The 15,930-nt window shown below is 67.3% G+C and carries 14 protein-coding genes; 10 read left to right on the top strand and 4 right to left on the bottom strand.

Translation table 11 applies throughout. The annotated features are described in order from the left end of the window. Positions 1-7 precede the first annotated feature (7 nt). Entirely contained in the window at positions 8-730 is a 723-nt protein-coding gene (locus tag P2T65_RS05015; RefSeq protein WP_063188881.1) for a cytochrome c3 family protein, read from the top strand. Positions 731-1,097: 367 nt separating this feature from the next. Here P2T65_RS05015 and P2T65_RS05010 read toward each other — a convergent pair whose 3' ends face one another. Both P2T65_RS05010 and gcvA read right to left on the bottom strand, forming a co-directional pair. Then, the gene (locus P2T65_RS05010; RefSeq protein WP_055458700.1) at positions 1,098-2,264 is read right to left on the bottom strand and encodes an aminotransferase; all 1,167 of its coding nucleotides are present in this window, start codon (positions 2,262-2,264) and stop codon (positions 1,098-1,100) included. Between the two features lie 52 nt (positions 2,265-2,316). Beyond that, positions 2,317-3,267 carry a transcriptional regulator GcvA gene (gcvA, locus tag P2T65_RS05005; protein WP_055458701.1) on the bottom strand — a complete coding sequence of 317 codons (951 nt, stop codon included), beginning with the start codon at positions 3,265-3,267 and terminating at the stop codon, positions 2,317-2,319. A gap of 272 nt (positions 3,268-3,539) precedes the next feature. Between gcvA and speB the strand changes: the two genes are divergently transcribed. The 5 genes from speB to P2T65_RS04980 all read left to right on the top strand — a co-directional run bounded on the left by speB (position 3,540) and on the right by P2T65_RS04980 (position 8,526). Next, positions 3,540-4,601 (top strand): agmatinase, encoded by a 1,062-nt coding sequence (gene speB / locus P2T65_RS05000; RefSeq protein ID WP_055458702.1) that lies wholly within the window; start codon positions 3,540-3,542, stop codon positions 4,599-4,601. Between the two features lie 79 nt (positions 4,602-4,680). Beyond that, entirely contained in the window at positions 4,681-5,766 is a 1,086-nt protein-coding gene (locus P2T65_RS04995; RefSeq protein ID WP_276199334.1) for an ABC transporter substrate-binding protein, read from the top strand. 80 nt (positions 5,767-5,846) lie between these two features. Then, a complete protein-coding gene (locus P2T65_RS04990) occupies positions 5,847-6,878 on the top strand; it encodes an ABC transporter ATP-binding protein (protein ID WP_276199333.1) in 1,032 nt (343 codons plus the stop codon). After that, the gene (locus P2T65_RS04985; protein ID WP_276199332.1) at positions 6,875-7,729 is read left to right on the top strand and encodes an ABC transporter permease; all 855 of its coding nucleotides are present in this window, start codon (positions 6,875-6,877) and stop codon (positions 7,727-7,729) included. The genes P2T65_RS04990 and P2T65_RS04985 overlap by 4 nt, the downstream gene beginning before the upstream one ends. After that, positions 7,726-8,526, top strand: a complete 801-nt coding sequence (locus tag P2T65_RS04980; RefSeq protein WP_055458706.1) for an ABC transporter permease — start codon at positions 7,726-7,728, stop codon at positions 8,524-8,526. Before P2T65_RS04985 ends, P2T65_RS04980 begins: the two co-directional genes overlap by 4 nt. A gap of 19 nt (positions 8,527-8,545) precedes the next feature. Here P2T65_RS04980 and P2T65_RS04975 read toward each other — a convergent pair whose 3' ends face one another. After that, a complete protein-coding gene (locus P2T65_RS04975) occupies positions 8,546-9,235 on the bottom strand; it encodes an SMC-Scp complex subunit ScpB (RefSeq protein WP_055458707.1) in 690 nt (229 codons plus the stop codon). Between the two features lie 2 nt (positions 9,236-9,237). Beyond that, positions 9,238-10,140 (bottom strand): DUF1403 family protein, encoded by a 903-nt coding sequence (locus tag P2T65_RS04970; RefSeq protein ID WP_276199331.1) that lies wholly within the window; start codon positions 10,138-10,140, stop codon positions 9,238-9,240. Between the two features lie 154 nt (positions 10,141-10,294). Here P2T65_RS04970 and P2T65_RS04965 point away from each other — a divergent pair, with 154 nt between their 5' ends. The 4 genes from P2T65_RS04965 (at position 10,295) to repC (ending at position 15,926) form a co-directional block, all read left to right on the top strand. Then, positions 10,295-11,350 carry an integrase gene (locus P2T65_RS04965; RefSeq protein ID WP_276199330.1) on the top strand — a complete coding sequence of 352 codons (1,056 nt, stop codon included), beginning with the start codon at positions 10,295-10,297 and terminating at the stop codon, positions 11,348-11,350. 770 nt (positions 11,351-12,120) lie between these two features. Further along, positions 12,121-13,332: a plasmid partitioning protein RepA gene (repA, locus tag P2T65_RS04960; protein ID WP_055458710.1), complete on the top strand. Its 1,212-nt coding sequence runs from the start codon at positions 12,121-12,123 to the stop codon at positions 13,330-13,332. Beyond that, positions 13,329-14,333: a plasmid partitioning protein RepB gene (gene repB / locus P2T65_RS04955; RefSeq protein WP_276199329.1), complete on the top strand. Its 1,005-nt coding sequence runs from the start codon at positions 13,329-13,331 to the stop codon at positions 14,331-14,333. Before repA ends, repB begins: the two co-directional genes overlap by 4 nt. Positions 14,334-14,528: 195 nt before the next feature. Beyond that, positions 14,529-15,926, top strand: a complete 1,398-nt coding sequence (repC, locus tag P2T65_RS04950; protein WP_082464770.1) for a plasmid replication protein RepC — start codon at positions 14,529-14,531, stop codon at positions 15,924-15,926. Positions 15,927-15,930: the final 4 nt, after the last annotated feature.

The raw sequence follows: 15,930 nt of genomic DNA, 5'->3' as shown, positions 1-15,930 counted from the left end.
GGCTGCCATGCAGGGGCTGAGAAACCTCTTCGGACGGCTGTGGCAGGTCTGCTTGCGCTTCTGGCACGTCATCACGCGGCCGAGCGCCTATCTCAGTCTGGGCTTCCTGACGCTTGGCGGCTTCATCTGCGGCGTCATCTTCTGGGGCGGCTTCAACACCGCGCTCGAGATCACCAACACCGAGAAATTCTGCATCTCCTGCCACGAGATGCACGACAATGTCTATCAGGAGCTCACCCAGACGGTGCACTTCTCGAACCGCTCGGGCGTGCGTGCGAGCTGCCCCGACTGCCACGTGCCGCACAACTGGACGGACAAGATCGCCCGCAAGATGCAGGCTTCGAAGGAAGTGTGGGGCAAGATCTTCGGCACCATCAACACGCGCCAGAAGTTTCTCGACGCCCGGCTCGAGCTCGCCAAGCACGAATGGGCGCGCCTCAAGGCGAACGACTCGCTCGAATGCCGCAACTGCCACTCGTCCATCGCCATGGACTTCACGAAGCAGACGCGGCGCGCGGCGGAGATCCACAGCCGCTATCTCGTCACCGGCGAGCGCACCTGCATCGACTGCCACAAGGGCATCGCCCATCTCCTGCCGGACATGACGGGCATCGAACCGGGCTGGACGGTCGACCCCGAGCTCGAAGCCTCCGGCCGCCAGTCCTGGCACGGCGGCAGCGAAGGCCTCGACGCCGTCCGCGCCTATCTCGCCGGTATCGAGGCGCAATAGTCGCTTAGCCGAAGAACAAACGCTCCCTCTCCCGCGTGATGGCCGGGCTCGTCCCGGCCATCCACGCCTCCGACGTTGGACGTCGTTCCAAGGCATGGATGCCCGCGACGAGCGCGGGCATGACGGTGGGGCTTGTTGCGTCTCGCCGCAGCACGGGCGCTCCATGGCACTTCGTCGACGCCAGGAACAGGAACGCGCGGGCGACATTTCCGCCGCTGATCCGGCCCTCGCCACCGTCATGGCCGGGCTTGTCCCGGCCATCCACGCGTCCGACGTTGGACGTCTTTCCAAGGCGTGGATGCCCGCGACAGGCGCGGGCCTGACGGCGCGGCTACGCGAGGACGAGACTCGCGCAGGCTGCCGGCATTCAAAGCCGGAAAGCCGCCAGCCGCTCCGGCAGGCGGGCGATCTCCTCCGCCTCCACATTGGCGAAGGCGACGCGCACATGGGCGTCAGCGCTCTCACCGAAATAGCTGCCTGGCAGCGCGAGCACGCCGCGCTCGGCGGCGAGCCGCTCGGCCACGCTCCGCCCCTTGCGGCCGGGGAAGGGATGGCGCAGATAGGCGAAATAGGCGCCGATCGAGGTGACGCCCCACTCCGGCAGATCGGCGAGCGCAGCACGGAAGGCGGCAAGCCGGCGGTTGATGTCCTCGGCATTGGCGGCGCGCCACCCGGCAAGCGCCGGGATCGCCCAGGCGAGCGCCGCTTGGCCGGTGCGCGGGGCGCAGATCTGCAAGCAGTCGAGCACCTTGGTGATCTCGGCGATGACGGGCGTGCCGGCGATGAGGGCGCCGAGCCGGTGCCCGGGAATGCCGTAGGCCTTCGAGAAGCTGTAGAGCTGGATGACGTTGTCGCGCCACGTCTCCCCCGCCAGCAGATCATGCGGCCGGCCCGCCTCCGGCGGCAGGAAGTCGCGGTAGGTCTCGTCGATGACGAGCCACAGGTTGCGCCGCCGGCACAGCTCGGCAAAGCGCGCGATGACGTCAGGCGGATAGACGGCACCGGTCGGGTTGTTGGGCGTGACGAGGACGATGGCGCGCAGGCGCTCGTCGACGAGCGCTTCCGCAGCTTCCGGATCCGGGACGAAACCGGCCTCCTGATCACAGGGCAGCGGCCGCGCCTCGATGCCCAGCATTGCGAGCGTCATCTGGTGGTTGAAGTACCACGGCGTCGGCAGTAGCACCGCCTCCCCGGCCTGCGCGAGTGCAAGCATGACGACGAAGAAGGCCTGGTTGCAGCCGGCCGTGACGGCAATCTCCTCCGGCATCACCGGTCCGCCGTAGAGCCCGGACACATGCTGCGCATATGTTTCGCGCAGGGATCTGTCGCCCGTGATGGCGCCGTAGCGGGCGGCTTCCGCACTGGCGGCTGCCTCCGCCAGCTTCTTCAACATGTCGGCATGGGGCGGGCGCCCCGGCACGGCCTGCGACAGGTCGATGAACGGGCCGAAGGCGCCGTCATAGGCGGCGCGCCAGGCTTGCGCCTCGGGGACGGGCGGGCTCGCCGTGGCGGCGAGAAGGGGATTGACCGGCATCGGATGTGTCTCGGATGGGAAAGCGGCGCGCGTGACGCCGCGGGTTAGCCTGTCAGGAGGCGCGTTGCAACTCGCGCCGGCGGGTCCGCGCCCGTCGCGGCGTCCGCTCCGGCCGCGCCTCGTCCCGGACGCGCTCGGCAAAGAGCCAGTCGATGAAGGCGCGCACCATCGGCGTGTTGCGCAATTCGCTCCGGGTGACGATGAAGAAGGCGTCGGGCGCTGGCACGGCGAGGTCGAACGGCACGATCAGCCGCCCGTCCGCCAGGAGCCGGCTCACCGTCACCGTGTCGCCGAGCGCCACCCCCAAGCCGTTGATCGCCGCCTCGAGCGCGAGATGGGCGTTCGACATGAAATGCCGGCGGCCATAGGCCAGCGTCGGCGCCTTGGCCGCAGCGAGCCAGCTGTTCCATTCGCGCCCGTCGTCGCCGTGCAGGAGAACGTGGCTGGCGAGATCCGCCACCTCGCGCAGCGGCCGGCTGTTGGCGAGCGTTGGGCTGCAGACGGGAAAGAGCGAGATGTCCGTCCAGGGCTCGACGACGCGGTCCGGCCAATGGCCGTCGCCGTAGACGAGGGCGAGATCCACCCGGTCGGAATAGATCTCGCGCGGGTCGTTGGAAGCGATGAGCTTGAGGCGGACGCCGGGATGACGCTCCGTGAAGCTGCCGAGCCGCGGCACCAGCCAGAAAGACGCCACCGCCTGCACGCAGCTCACCACCAGCTCGCCCTCCGTCGTCGGCCGTGTGAGCAGGGCGACCGCCTCGGCGATGGAACCGAAGGCGCCGGCAACGACCGGGAGCAGCGCCGCCCCGTGCGGCGACAGCGCGAGCCGTCCGCCCCGCCGCTCGAACAGTTGCACCTTGAGTGCCATCTCGAGTGCCCTGATCTGATGGCTCACCGCCCCGTGCGTCACGTGCAGCTCGGCCGCCGCGCGCGAGACCGAGAGGTGACGCGCCGTCACCTCGAAGGCGCGCAGGGGATTGAGGGGCGGCAGGCGTTTGGACACGGCGCCATCGTCCGGGCTGTGAAAATTCCTCACAGATTAGCCTCTAATAATCTCGCTTGCCAGCAGCCGGGCGAGTCTGCAGCATCGTCATATCAAGAGGGTGCGTACGTGCGGAGCGCATTGGCATCAGCATATATTTCAACAGAACCCATCTTACAACAATCCATATACGTTGTCTGAAAATCATATAGGAAATTATCATAGCATAGTCATATCGTAGTTTCTCCACCGCGGGAGAAATTGAGCAACTATACAAGGATTGGACGCTTGCCATGACGATCAATGAGAAGAACCTCGCGCGGCTCAGGGAGAAATACGGTGCAGGGCATGGCGGCTCCGTCTTCGATCCGCGCTTTCGCAAGGTGGCCGAGCGGATCTTCAGCGCCAAGGGCACACGCGCCCTGCCCTATGGCGGCGTGCCGACCTTCCTGTCGGCGCCATACCGCCCGGTCGGCCCCGAGGAGACGACCTTCGGCGACCTTCAGGTGGCGCTCGTCGGCGTGCCCATGGACCTCGGCGTCACCAACCGCTCCGGCTCGCGCTTCGGCCCGCGGGCACTGCGCACCATCGAGCGCATCGGCCCCTACAACCATGTGCTCGACTGCATGCCCGTCGGCGAACTCACCGCCGCCGACGTCGGCGACGTGCCTTTCCGCAGCCGCTACGATCTCGAGGGCTGCCATGCCGACATCGAGTCCCATTTCCGCCGCTTCCTCGAACAGGGCGTGGCGACGCTCGCGGTGGGCGGCGACCATTCGATCACCCATCCCATTCTGCGCGCGGTCGGCCGCGAGGCACCGGTCGGCCTCATCCACATCGATGCCCATTGCGACACGGGCGGCGCCTTCGACGGCACCAAGTTCCACCACGGCGGCCCGTTCCGCAACGCCGTGCTCGACGGCGTGCTCGACCCGACGCGCACCATCCAGATCGGCATCCGCGGCGCGGCCGAATATCTGTGGGAATTCTCCACCGATTCCGGCATGACGGTGATCCACGCCGAGGAATTCGCCGCGATGGGTCCAGAGGCGGTCATCGCCCGGGCACGCGAGGTCGTCGGCGACGGCCCGACCTATCTCTCTTTCGACATCGACAGCCTCGATCCGGCCTTCGCGCCGGGCACCGGCACACCCGAGGTCGGCGGACTGTCGACGCGCGAGGCACAGCAACTCCTGCGCGGTCTCAAGGGGCTCAACATCGTCGCCGGCGATGTGGTGGAAGTGGCGCCGCAATACGATGCAACCGCCAATACGGCCCATGCCGGCGCACAGATGCTGTTCGAAATCCTCAGCCTGATGGTCTTCAGCCCGTCGGTCGGTGGAAGGAAGGATTGAAAACCGCGTGCCGCCGGCGCTAAACGGCGGCAAGATGCATCAAACGGCGACTCAACGCCGGGATATCGAGGGGATTGTCATGACGAGACCAAATAACGGCGTCAGTCGCCGCACGATCCTTGCCGGCGGGGCCGCGGGCCTTGCCGCGCTTGGCATGCCGACCATCCTGCGCGCCGCCGACAAGACGCTGAAGGTCGGCGTCTACGGGGGCTTCTTCAAGGATTCGTTCGACAAGCACATCTTCCCGGAGTTCACCAAGGCGACAGGCATCGCGGTCGAGAGCATCGCCGAGCCCACGGGCGAGGCCTGGCTGGTGCAGCTGTCGCAGGCCGCTCGGGCGGGCGTCGCTCCCGCCGATGTGTCGATGATGTCGCAGACCGCGCTGCTCAAGGGCGCAGCCGGCGAGCTGTGGGCGCCGCTTGATCTGGCCAAGATGAAGAACACGGCCAGTCTCGTCGAGCGCTTCGTCAACAAGTACCCGGACGGCCGCGTCGCCGGGATCGGCGCCGTCTCCTGGTACATCACGCTCGTCACCAATACGAAGGTCTTTCCCGAGGCGCCCACGTCCTGGGCGGCCCTGTGGGATCCGACCAACAAGGACAAGCTCGGCCTGCTCGCCCTCGTCTCCAACTCCTTCCTCCTCGAGGTGACGGCCGCCACATTCTTTGGGGGCACCCAGGCGCTCGACGATGAGGCCGGCCAGCTCAAGGCCTTCGAGAAGCTGGCCGAGGTCAAGCCCAACGTGAAGCTGTGGTATCGCGACGAGGCGCAGTTCGAGCAGGCGCTGAAATCGGGCGAGATCCCGATGGGCCAGTACTATCACGACGTCACCGGCCTTGCCGCTGCCGACGGGCACCCGGTGCGCTCCACCTTCCCGAAGGAGGGCGGCATCCTCGATTCCGGCTCCTGGGCGGTCTCGCGCGCCTCCAAGGCCCTCGACGAGGCGCATGTCTTCATCGACTACATGTGCCAGCCGCAAATCCAGGCGCTGATGTCGCGCAAAGTCGGCACCTCGCCCACGGTGCGCCGCGATCTCCTCGACCTGACCGATGCCGAATTCGCGGCCGTTTCCTCCGACATTCCGCCGATCGTGCCGCGCTACGACCTCTATCTGTCGCGGGCCGACTGGCTGAACCAGAAATGGACGGAGATGATCGTCGGCTGAGAGGGGGCAATCGGCGGTAGGCAGTCGCCAGGTCTTTGCGCTACCGACTGCCCATTGCCGACTGCCGCAAAGGGATTCCCATGACCGGCCTCGTGCTCGACAATATCACGAAGCGCTTCGGCTCCGTCGCGGCCGTCGACCGGGTGAACCTCTCCGTGCCCGACGGCAGCTTCGTCTGCCTGCTCGGCCCCTCGGGCTGCGGCAAGACCACGCTCCTGCGCATGATCGCGGGCCTCGAGGAGCCGAGCGAGGGGCGCATCCTCGTTGGCGGCGCGGACGTGACGCGGACGCCCGCCCACCAGCGCGATTTCGGCATGGTCTTCCAGTCGCTGGCGCTGTTTCCCCACCTCTCCGTCGGCGAGAACATCGCCTACCCCCTGCGCATCCGCAATGTGGCGAAAGCTGAGCAGGCGCGGCGCGTCGAGGAACTGCTTGCGCTCGTGCGCCTGCCCGGCTTCGGCGAACGGCCGGTATCGAAGCTCTCCGGCGGCCAGCGCCAGCGCGTCGCCATCGCCCGGGCACTGGCGCTTCAGCCGCGGCTCTTCCTGCTCGACGAGCCGCTGTCGGCGCTCGACGCCAAGCTGCGCGAAGCCATGCAGGTGGAGCTCAGACAGCTGCAGCAGCGCCTCGGCATCACCACCGTCGTCGTCACCCACGACCAGCGCGAGGCCATGACCATGGCCGACCTCGTCGTCGTGATGAACGAGGGACGCATCCGCCAGAGCGCGCCACCCGTCGACATCTACCGCCGCCCGGCGGACACCTTCGTCGCCGACTTCATCGGCATCACCAATCTCATCAAGGCGCGGCGCGGCGCAGGCGACACGGTGCTCGTGCCGGGCGGGACGCTTGTCGGCATCGCCCTGCCGACGGAGGAGGCGACGATCTCCGTGCGGCCGGAGGATGTGCGCCTCGTGCCGCCACACGAGGCAGCGATCACCGGCCGGGTCGATTTCGTGCGCGACCTCGGCGCCAGCATCGAGATCTATGTCGAGGCGGACGGCCAGAGGATCGTCGCCGTGGCGAGCCCGCGCGAGCGGCCGGACCTCCAGCCCGGCGCCCCGGTGGGCCTCGCGCTCCCCGCCGACGCCTGCGTGGTGCTCGGCGCATGACGGCGGCACGGCCCCAACGGCTGCAGGACTACGCGCCGCTCGTCTTTTCGGCGCTGATGCTCACCCTCTTCTTCGTGGTGCCCTTCGGCATCATGGTGGCGATCAGCTTCTTCCGCCGCGTGCAGGGCGCCTTCTACGAGCCGGACTTCGTCTTCGACAATTACGCGCGGTTCCTGTCCGCCTTCTTCGGCCAGGTGCTCGGCTTCTCGCTGGTGCTGGCGACCCTCGTTGCCCTGGTCGCCGTCACCATTGCCTTCCCCTTCACGTTCCTGCTCGCGCGGCTACCGCGGCGCTGGCAGGTGGTGTGGCTCGTGGCGCTGCTCTCCATCGTCTCGCTGTCCGAGGTCATCGTGGGCTTCGCCTGGTCGACGCTGTTCTCGCGCACGGCCGGCGTCACCAATATCCTCGTCGCGCTCGGCCTCATGAGCGAACCCATGTCTCTGTCGCCCAGCTTCGGGGCGCTGCTCACCGGCCTCAGCTACCACGCCTTTCCCTATACGGTGCTCGTGCTCTATCCGGCGCTCGCCCGGCTTGACCCAACGCTGATGGAGGCGGCGCGCACCCTGGGCGCCTCCCCTCCCCGCGCCTTCCTCACGGTCGTCGTTCCGGCCCTGCGCAACACCATCCTCGCCACCATGATCATGGTGTTCGTCTTCGCGCTCGGCTCCTATCTCCTGCCGCAGCTGCTCGGCCGGCCGAGCAACTGGACCCTCTCCGTGCTCATCACCGACCAGGCGATCTACCAGTCCAACCTGCCCTTCGCGGCGGCGATGGCCGTGTTCCTCGTCCTTGTAAGCCTCGCGCTCGTCGGGCTCTCGCTGCTCGTCGGACGCAAGGAGGCCGCCCAATGAGCCGCCTCTTCACGCGCCTGTTCATGGTGCTCGTCGCCCTGGTGCTGGCGGCGCCGATCGTCGTCGTCGCGGGCGTCTCCTTCAATGCGCAGAGGACGCTCACCTTTCCGCCGGTCGGCTTCTCGCTCGCCTGGTTCGGCGAGGTCTTCACCGATGCCGGCTGGCGCGGCGCGCTGCTCACCAGCCTCGCCATCGCGGCCGGCGCGGCGGCCCTCGCCGTCGCCATCGCCTTCCCGCTCGCCTGGTTCCTGTGGCGCTGGCATGCCCCCTGGGCGCGTGTGTTCCAGGCGCTGGGCACGGCGCCCTTCATCCTGCCGCCGGTGATCACCGCCCTCGGCTTCCTGAGCTTCTGGGCGACCGCCGGCTTCTACGGCGCACCCTGGACGGTAGTGATCAGCCACGCGATCTTCCTCGTCACGCTGCCGCTCGTCACCATCACCCTCGGCTTTTCTTCCGTCGACCGCAGCCTGACGGAAGCCGCCGCCACCATGGGCGCTGACGATCGCACCGTGCTGAGAACGGTCGTGCTGCCGCTCGTCACGCCCTATCTCGTCTCGGGCTATGCCTTCGCCTTCGTGCTCTCGCTCAACGAATACATCATCGCCTACATGGTCGCAGGCTTCACCGTGGAGACACTGCCGATCAAGATCTTCAACGCCCTGCGCTACGGCTACACGCCCACCATGGCAGCGGTAACGGTGTTCTTCGTCGCGGCAGCCGCGCTCATCTTCAGCCTCGTCGCCCGCTTCGGCGACCTGCCGCGCCTCCTCGGCGCCTGGTCGTCGAAGGAGAGTTGAGCCGATGCCCGCCTCTTCGTCACGCGTCTGAGTGGGGCTCTTCGTCGCCATCGTCGGCGGCGTGCTCATCCTCCTCCCCGCCCGGCATGGTCCAGCCATCGGCAAGGAGCTTCTCCTTGTCGAGCAGCCCGGCCTCCTCCAGCTGCTCGATGTCGGGCAGATCGCGCAGGCTGGTGAACCCGAAGCGGGCGAGGAAGGTCGGGGTCGTCACATAGGTGTAGGGCGCTCCCGGCTGGGGACTGCGCGGCCCGGCGGCGACCAGACCTGCGGCACGCAGACGCGCGACGAGGTCGCGCCCGACCTCCCGCCCGAAGAAGGTGGACAGCGCGCCGCGCGTGATCGGCTGAAAATAGGCGATGGCGGCGAGCGTCAGCATTTCCGACGACGACAGCACCTCCCCCCGCTCGCCTTGGCCGCGCACGGCACGCACCGCCGCGCCATAGGCCCGGCGCGTACGCATCTGCCAGCCGCCGGCGACAGCGACCACCTCATAGGGACGACCGGCAAGCTCGGCGCGGATATCGTCGATAACGAGATCGACATCGCAGCCACGGCCGACGATGCGGGCGAGCGCCTCACGCGGCACCGGCTCGGCCGCGGCGAAGAGCACCGCCTCGACGCGCCCCATCCATTCCCGCCAGCGCAGTTCGGCCGGCAGATCGGCAAGCTCCCGGTCGAGCGCATCCTCGTTTCTGGGGCGCGTCGCCACGGCTACAGCCCGTAGAGGCGGAAGCTCGGCCGCCCGGTGAGCTCCCGCACGGCCCCGAGGGCGACGAGCCGCTCGAACAGGCGCCTTCCTGCCCGGTCGCTCGTCCCTTGCCGGACGCTGGCCGCCGCCGTCGCATCCTCGCGCAGCAACAGCGCGACCGCCCCCGCCGCGGCCCTGGAGCGCAGCCGTGGCGCAGTTGCCACCAGCCTTTCGGCGCGCCTTGCAAGATCGCCATAGAGCTCGAGCGCCTCGAGCGCCCCGCGCTGATAGGCGAGGCAGCACACCCGCAGCCACGCTTCCGCACCATCGGGCCTTGACGCAAGGCGGAGGTCGGCGCGGCGGACCTGCGGCGCGATCAGCGGTACCGCGGAGAGCCAGCCGAGCTGCCGGGCAAGCACGACATCGGCCAGCCACAGGGCCACGCAGTCGAGCTCCGGCCTCGCCTGTATAACAATGGTAGCGGCGCGGGCGGCGGCCGCGACGGGGAAGCCGCGCCTGTTCGACCCCGTATCGGCCACAAGCGTGAGAACCCGCTCGAGCGCCTCGGGCTCGGCCGCCTGGCCCACCTCGCGCAGCGCGCCCGGCCATGCCTGAAAGCGCAAGGCTCCCGGCAAAGCAAGACGCCGCCAGAACCCGAGGATGCGGCCGCCCGGACCGGGGTCGTCACCGGCCCGGCGCAGATACCAGCTGTCGCGCAAGGTCGCCTCGTCCTCGCGTCGGCCGAGGAACCCAACATGGGCGACGGCCGCGCGCAGCGCGCAGCGCTGCCGCCACAGGACGCCGAGTTCGTGCTCCGCTGTCGCTACCGTATTGAGCAGCGCCAGGGCAGCGCCGGCCCGGAAGGCCGCCTCGGCCTCGCCCTCTCCGTCGGTACGGCCGCGCAGCCAGACAGGCGGCGGCGCCATCGGCCGGGGAACGAATCGTGCATTCTCCATGGGCGAAGGCTAACCCGGCGCGGCGCTTTTTCCTATCCCTGACCCGTGTAAGCGCCGCCCTTGTCGAACGCCACTCATGTCCGATAATGTTACCTTATCGGACGTAAGCAGGCGAGACCGGACCATGCCAACCGACAACACCTCGCTTGTTGAAAATGCCGCTCATCCGAACCCCGGAAGCGTGCAGGCCCGCGCGCAGGCGAGAGCCCCGGGCGCATCGCCCGGCCCGGAGTGCGCGCCCCCCCTCTCCTCCTCCACCAGGCGCGGCGAGCCGACCGGCAAGCCTCACACCGCCAACACGCGCCTTGCCTATGCCAAGGACTGGAAGCACTTTTCCACCTGGTGCCGCCGCAGCGGACGCGCGGCCCCGGCCCCGGATCCGCAAACCATCGCACTCTACATAGAGGCCTGTGCGATCGGCGACGCGAGCAGCCGCCCCCTTTCCCGTGCCACGATCGAGCGCCGCCTCTGCGCGATTGCCTGGAATGCGGCACAGCGTGGCCAGACCTTCGACCGCTCCTCCCCCGCGATCGCCAGGGCGCTTGCGAATCTCCGCAGACAGCCCGATCTGGCGCGTCGCCGCGAGGCCGCTGACGCAGCCGATATCCTCGCCATGCTGGGCACCTTGCCGCACGACCTGCGCGGCCTGCGCGACCGTGCCATCCTCCTTCTCGGTTTCGCAGCCGGACTGCGTCGCTCGCAGATCGTCGGGCTCGACATCGGCCGCGCTGCCGCCAGCAGCCGCGGCGCCGTCGAGATCGACGGGGAAGGACTGCGGCTGAGACTGCGCGAAGCCGACGGTTGGCTGGAGGCGACTGTCGGTCGCGGATCCGGCGAGAGCACCTGCCCGGTGGCCGCAGTAGAGCGGTGGATCAGATTCGCCCGCCTTGGCGACGGCCCCCTGTTCCGCCGCATCGGCCGCGACGGCCGCACGGTCGCGGACGCGCGGCTCGCAGACAAGCACGTGGCCCGTCTCGTCCGGCGAGCCGCCCTCGCCGCCGGCCTTGACGCCGATCGCACACGCGAGGGCAGCGCGCCAATCTTCGGCGCCGACGCTCTGCGCGCCGGCCGGACGTTCGCGACCGTTGCCGGCGCGCGCCGCACACGCCTCCCCGGCAGCGAGGGCGCCGACCGCCGAGGCCACTTCCTTGTCAATTTCACGAAAGCGCTCGGCCTCTAAGCCCTGCGACCCGTGCACCTACAGGCCAGCCAGCGAAGCCGGGACCAGTCTCCGATGTCCCTGCAGACGCTGTGGCCGCGCAGGACAGGTCCTTGACCACAACATGTCGTCGCAAAGGCAATAGCGGTCGCCTTCCCAGCCGCCAACTGGCGTCCTGTTGTCAGTTGACAACAGAACGCCATCTCCAGTCCGAGCCGCCACAAGCGGCAGATCATGACCGAACTACCGAACCCAACGGCGCCGGTAGGACTCATCAACCCTCCATCGGGCCGCCGATCGCCGCCCCTCGTCGCGCCGCTCCCAGGCTCGGGGTCGCATCGGCCTTCGGCAGCGCACCCACCGAGCCCGAGGCCCCGGAGCGCCCACCCCCGCCCGGCTGCCCAGCCAATGATAACGATCACCGCGGGCGGACGATCGGGCGCTGGCCTCGCGCCGCATTGCTGCCTGAACGCAGACGGCGCGACACTTGCGTGCAAGGAACAACCGCGCGGGCGGAAGCAACACCGCTCCGCCGTTGTCAGGTGACAACATCCCGTCGCCGCAGCATGCCCGCAATCCGCACCTCGACCTTACGCTGGGACTTTTACTTTACGCTGCTCGTCAACACAGAAATCTCGCCGACAGCATCGCCATCGTCGTCGAGATGACGAAAGGGGCCATTAAGATTTCGTTAACCCTAATCTTCTTGCCGCCCGGGGCAGAATCGTGTCTCCTGCGCCAGACGGCATATGAGCGTTAGACGCCATAATTCCGTCTGAGAGCGATAGGATATGCAGACGATCGTCGAAAACCAGACCAGAATCGAGTCGGCCTCGGCCAGGATAGCGCGCCACGCAGGCGTCCTTTCGGCCCAGTTGCGCAGCCTCGGCGCGACCCTCTTCCCGCCCATGGCTCAAAAGACGTTGCGGTCTTTCACATCGGGGGAAGTTGCACGCATCATCGGCGTTTCCGACGGCTATCTGCGTCAGCTCTCGCTGGATGGCCTCGGGCCGATGCCGACCATCCTCACCGGCGGGCGGCGATCCTACAGCCTGGCGCAGATCAACGAATTGAGGCGCTATCTTGCCGCCTCCCGACCCCGCGACGCGCTCAACTTCCTCCCGACGCGCCGGCCCGGCGACAAGCTGCAGATCATCGCCGTGGCCAATTTCAAGGGTGGATCAGCCAAGACGACCACATCGCTCTACCTCTCGCAATATCTGGCCCTGCGCGGCTTTCGCGTGCTCGCCATCGATCTCGACCCGCAGGCATCGCTGTCAGCGATGTTCGGCTATCAGCCGGAGTTCGACATCGCCGAAAACCAGACGCTTTATGGCGCCATCCGCTATGACGAGCACCGGCGGCCGATGCGGGAGATCATCCACGCGACCTATTTCGACGGCGTTTCCATTGTGCCGGGCAATCTCGAGCTCATGGAGTTCGAGCACCACACCCCGCGCGCGATGCGCGACCCGAGCGCCCGCGGCCAGAACCTCTTCTTCCGCCGCGTCGCGACCGCGATCAGCGAGGTCGAGGACGACTACGACATCGTCGTCATCGATTGCCCGCCGCAGCTCGGCTATCTCACGCTCGGCGCGCTCAATGCGGCGACGTCGATGGTCGTGACCGTCCATCCGCAGATGGTCGACGTCGCCTCGATGAACCAGTTCCTGCTCATGACCTCCGACCTCATGTCGGTCGTGGAGGAATATGGCGGCCGGCTCGATCACGACTTCATCCGCTATGTCGTCACCCGACACGATCCCAACGATGTGCCGGAGACGCAGATCGTCGCGCTCCTGCGCAGCCTTTTCGGCGAGGACGTGCTGAAGGCAACCGCCTGGAAGTCCACCGCCATTGCCAATGCCGGGCTCACCAAGCAGTCGCTTTACGAGCTGGAGCGCGGCTCCGTCGGTCGGGCGGCCTATGACCGGGCGCTCGAATCCGTCGATGCCGTCAATGCCGAAATCGTCCAGCTCATCAACGCAGTGTGGGGCCGATGACGAAACGATCCGATACCCTGAAGGCTCTTTTCGGCGCGCCGCAGGCACAGGCGTTGTCAGCTGACAACCATGCTGCGCCGTTGCCGCGCGTGGCCGCCGGCTCAATCCGCTCGATGAAGGAATCTTTTTCCGGCATCGAGCGCGAGAATGAAGTGCTGCGCGAAACGATCGCCGCCGGCGCCAGCGTGGTCGAGATCGATCCCGCGCTCATCGAGCCGTCGCCCTACAGCGATCGTTTCATCGACGACGGCGGGCCCGAGTTCGAGCAGCTCAAGGCCTCCATGCGGGTCAACGGGCAGGAAGTGCCGGTGCTGCTGCGCCGGCATCCCACGCAGGAAGGTCGTTACCAGACGGCCTTCGGTCATCGCCGCATCCGGGCTGCGCGTGAACTCGGCCTCAACGTGCGAGCGGTCGTCCGGGCGCTGTCGGATACCGACCTTGTCATCGCTCAGGGCATCGAGAACTCGGCCCGTCAGGACCTGTCGTTCATCGAACGCGCGGTCTTTGCGCTACGCCTCGAGAGAGCCGGGCACGAGCGCTCGGTGATCCAGGAGGCGCTCACGGTCGATCGGGCAGAGGTCTCCAAGCTGATTGCGGTCGCGAGCGAGATCCCCGAGGACATCGTGACCGCCATCGGCCGCGCGCCGAAGATCGGGCGGCCACGTTGGCAGGCCCTCGCCGCCCGGCTTTCCGAGCCCGGAGCGCTTGGCCGCACGCGCCGCCTCATCAAGAGCGCGACCTTCGGTCAGGCGGATTCGGACAGCCGCTTCTTGCAGGTCCTCGCCACCGCGGCGCAGACGGACGAGGGGAGGGCCAGTCGGCCGGCAAAACAAGCCGTCGTCACGGCCAATGGAGCCAAGATCGCGGACGCGGAGCACAAGGGCCGCGCGCTGAAGCTCACCTTCGCCCAGCCGCTCGACGAAGGCTTTGCCGCCTTCGTGCTCGATCAGATTCCGGCGCTGTTCGACCGTTACGCAGCGCAGGAAAAGGGACGGCGCTGAGGCCCGTCCTCCGTCACGAACCGTAGCAACACGAGGAGCAAGCACCGCAAAAGAAAAGGCCCCCGAAACGTCTCCGCTCCGGAAGCCCTTCCTCATGTGTGTAGCGACCGTGAGAATCGCACTTCCGCGAATCGCAGTCAAGAGTCGGCGTCGTTTCGGCGAGCAAAAATCTTTTGCCTGCGAGGAGCAGGAATGATGAGCGACGCCTATTTCACGACGCCCTTCGGGCGACGGTCGGTGACGTTTGGCCAATTGGCCAGGCAGACTGCTGCCCGAGCGGTGGCCCCCGAAGGTCAGGTCCAGAAATGGCAGGTCTTCCGCAACATCACGGAAGGCAAGGCGCGGCTCGGCGTGAGCGACCGCTCACTCGCCGTCCTCAACGCCCTCCTGTCTTTCCATCCCGAAACGCTGCTGTCCGCCGGCAACGAGCTCGTGGTCTTTCCCTCGAACCGCGAACTATCCTTGCGCGCCCACGGCATGGCGCCCGCAACGCTGAGACGGCACCTCGCCGCACTCGTCGAAGCCGGGCTCGTCATCCGCCGGGACAGTCCCAACGGCAAGCGTTATGCCCGCAAGGGCCCGGGAGGCGTCATTGAGACCGCCTACGGATTCGACCTGACGCCCCTCGTCAGCCGTGCCGGCGAGTTCGAACGCGTTGCCGACGAGGTCAGAGCCCACCGCAAAGCCATCATGCTGCTGCGCGAACGCATCACGCTTCTGCGCCGCGACATCCGCAAGCTCATCCAGTTTGCCGAGCAGGAGGCACTGCCAGGACCCTGGACCGATCTCACCGCCCAACTCGCCAGCCTGTCCGGCCATCTGCCTTCGACCACACCCAAGACCATTCTCGAAACGACCGTCGACGCGCTTCAACACCTTTGCACGGACGTGCATAAGACGTTGGAAAAAAACATCATTTTCCAAAAACTGAGCGCCGATGAATCCCAATCTGAGCGCCACCTACAGAATCAACCCTCAGAGAATCGAGATTCTGAAGATGAGCGCATTGCCGCAACGACGTCGGAAACGCCTCCATCTCTTCATCGACATGAAGGTCGTCAGGACGACGTGCGCCTCGACGACGTTCTTTCTGCCTGCCCGGCAATCACCGACTACAGCCGCACCCCGATCACCAGCTGGAACGAACTGCTGAAGGCCGCAGATCTCGTCCGCACCTTCCTCGGCGTCGGCCGAGAAGCGTGGCATGACACCTGTGGGTTGCTCGGGCCAAGAACCGCAGCAGCCGTGATTGCTGCCATCCTGGAGCGCCACCAACAGATCCGCAGTCCTCGTGCCTACCTGCATACGCTGACCGCTCGCGCCAGGAGCGGAACCTTCTCGGTCGGTCCAATGCTGCTGGCCCTGAGGCGCGCCAAGCTCGCCACGGAACCATCGACAACCGATGCTTTTGCGACGCGAGAAGAAGCTGCCGGAAAGGCCATCGGCCCTCTTCGTCCGCACCCCTCTGACACGCTCCCATCTCCCCGCTTGCACCCGCCCATCCGTCTCGGACAACTCGGCTACCCCGATCCGGAAAACGTTAAGCGCTATCGGAGACACGGCCCTCTCGTCCGAATCGGACCTCGAACATGAGATG

This window comes from Chelatococcus sp. XZ-Ab1 (assembly GCF_029309855.1).
GTDB lineage: Bacteria > Pseudomonadota > Alphaproteobacteria > Rhizobiales > Beijerinckiaceae > Chelatococcus_A > Chelatococcus_A sambhunathii.
This window is presented reverse-complemented; position numbering and strand designations above follow the sequence as displayed.

Bases quoted from the DNA above. Each gene is read 5' to 3' on its own strand.
- P2T65_RS05010 (WP_055458700.1), bottom strand. From the start codon at position 2,264: ATGCCGGTCAATCCCCTTCTCGCCGCCACGGCGAGCCCGCCCGTCCCC.
- P2T65_RS04985 (WP_276199332.1), top strand. From the start codon at position 6,875: ATGACGGCGGCACGGCCCCAACGGCTGCAGGACTACGCGCCGCTCGTC.
- P2T65_RS04990 (WP_276199333.1), top strand. From the start codon at position 5,847: ATGACCGGCCTCGTGCTCGACAATATCACGAAGCGCTTCGGCTCCGTC.
- P2T65_RS04970 (WP_276199331.1), bottom strand. From the start codon at position 10,140: ATGGCGCCGCCGCCTGTCTGGCTGCGCGGCCGTACCGACGGAGAGGGC.
- repC (WP_082464770.1), top strand. From the start codon at position 14,529: ATGAGCGACGCCTATTTCACGACGCCCTTCGGGCGACGGTCGGTGACG.
- P2T65_RS04980 (WP_055458706.1), top strand. From the start codon at position 7,726: ATGAGCCGCCTCTTCACGCGCCTGTTCATGGTGCTCGTCGCCCTGGTG.
- repB (WP_276199329.1), top strand. From the start codon at position 13,329: ATGACGAAACGATCCGATACCCTGAAGGCTCTTTTCGGCGCGCCGCAG.
- P2T65_RS04965 (WP_276199330.1), top strand. From the start codon at position 10,295: ATGCCAACCGACAACACCTCGCTTGTTGAAAATGCCGCTCATCCGAAC.
- repA (WP_055458710.1), top strand. From the start codon at position 12,121: ATGCAGACGATCGTCGAAAACCAGACCAGAATCGAGTCGGCCTCGGCC.
- P2T65_RS05015 (WP_063188881.1), top strand. From the start codon at position 8: ATGCAGGGGCTGAGAAACCTCTTCGGACGGCTGTGGCAGGTCTGCTTG.
- speB (WP_055458702.1), top strand. From the start codon at position 3,540: ATGACGATCAATGAGAAGAACCTCGCGCGGCTCAGGGAGAAATACGGT.
- P2T65_RS04995 (WP_276199334.1), top strand. From the start codon at position 4,681: ATGACGAGACCAAATAACGGCGTCAGTCGCCGCACGATCCTTGCCGGC.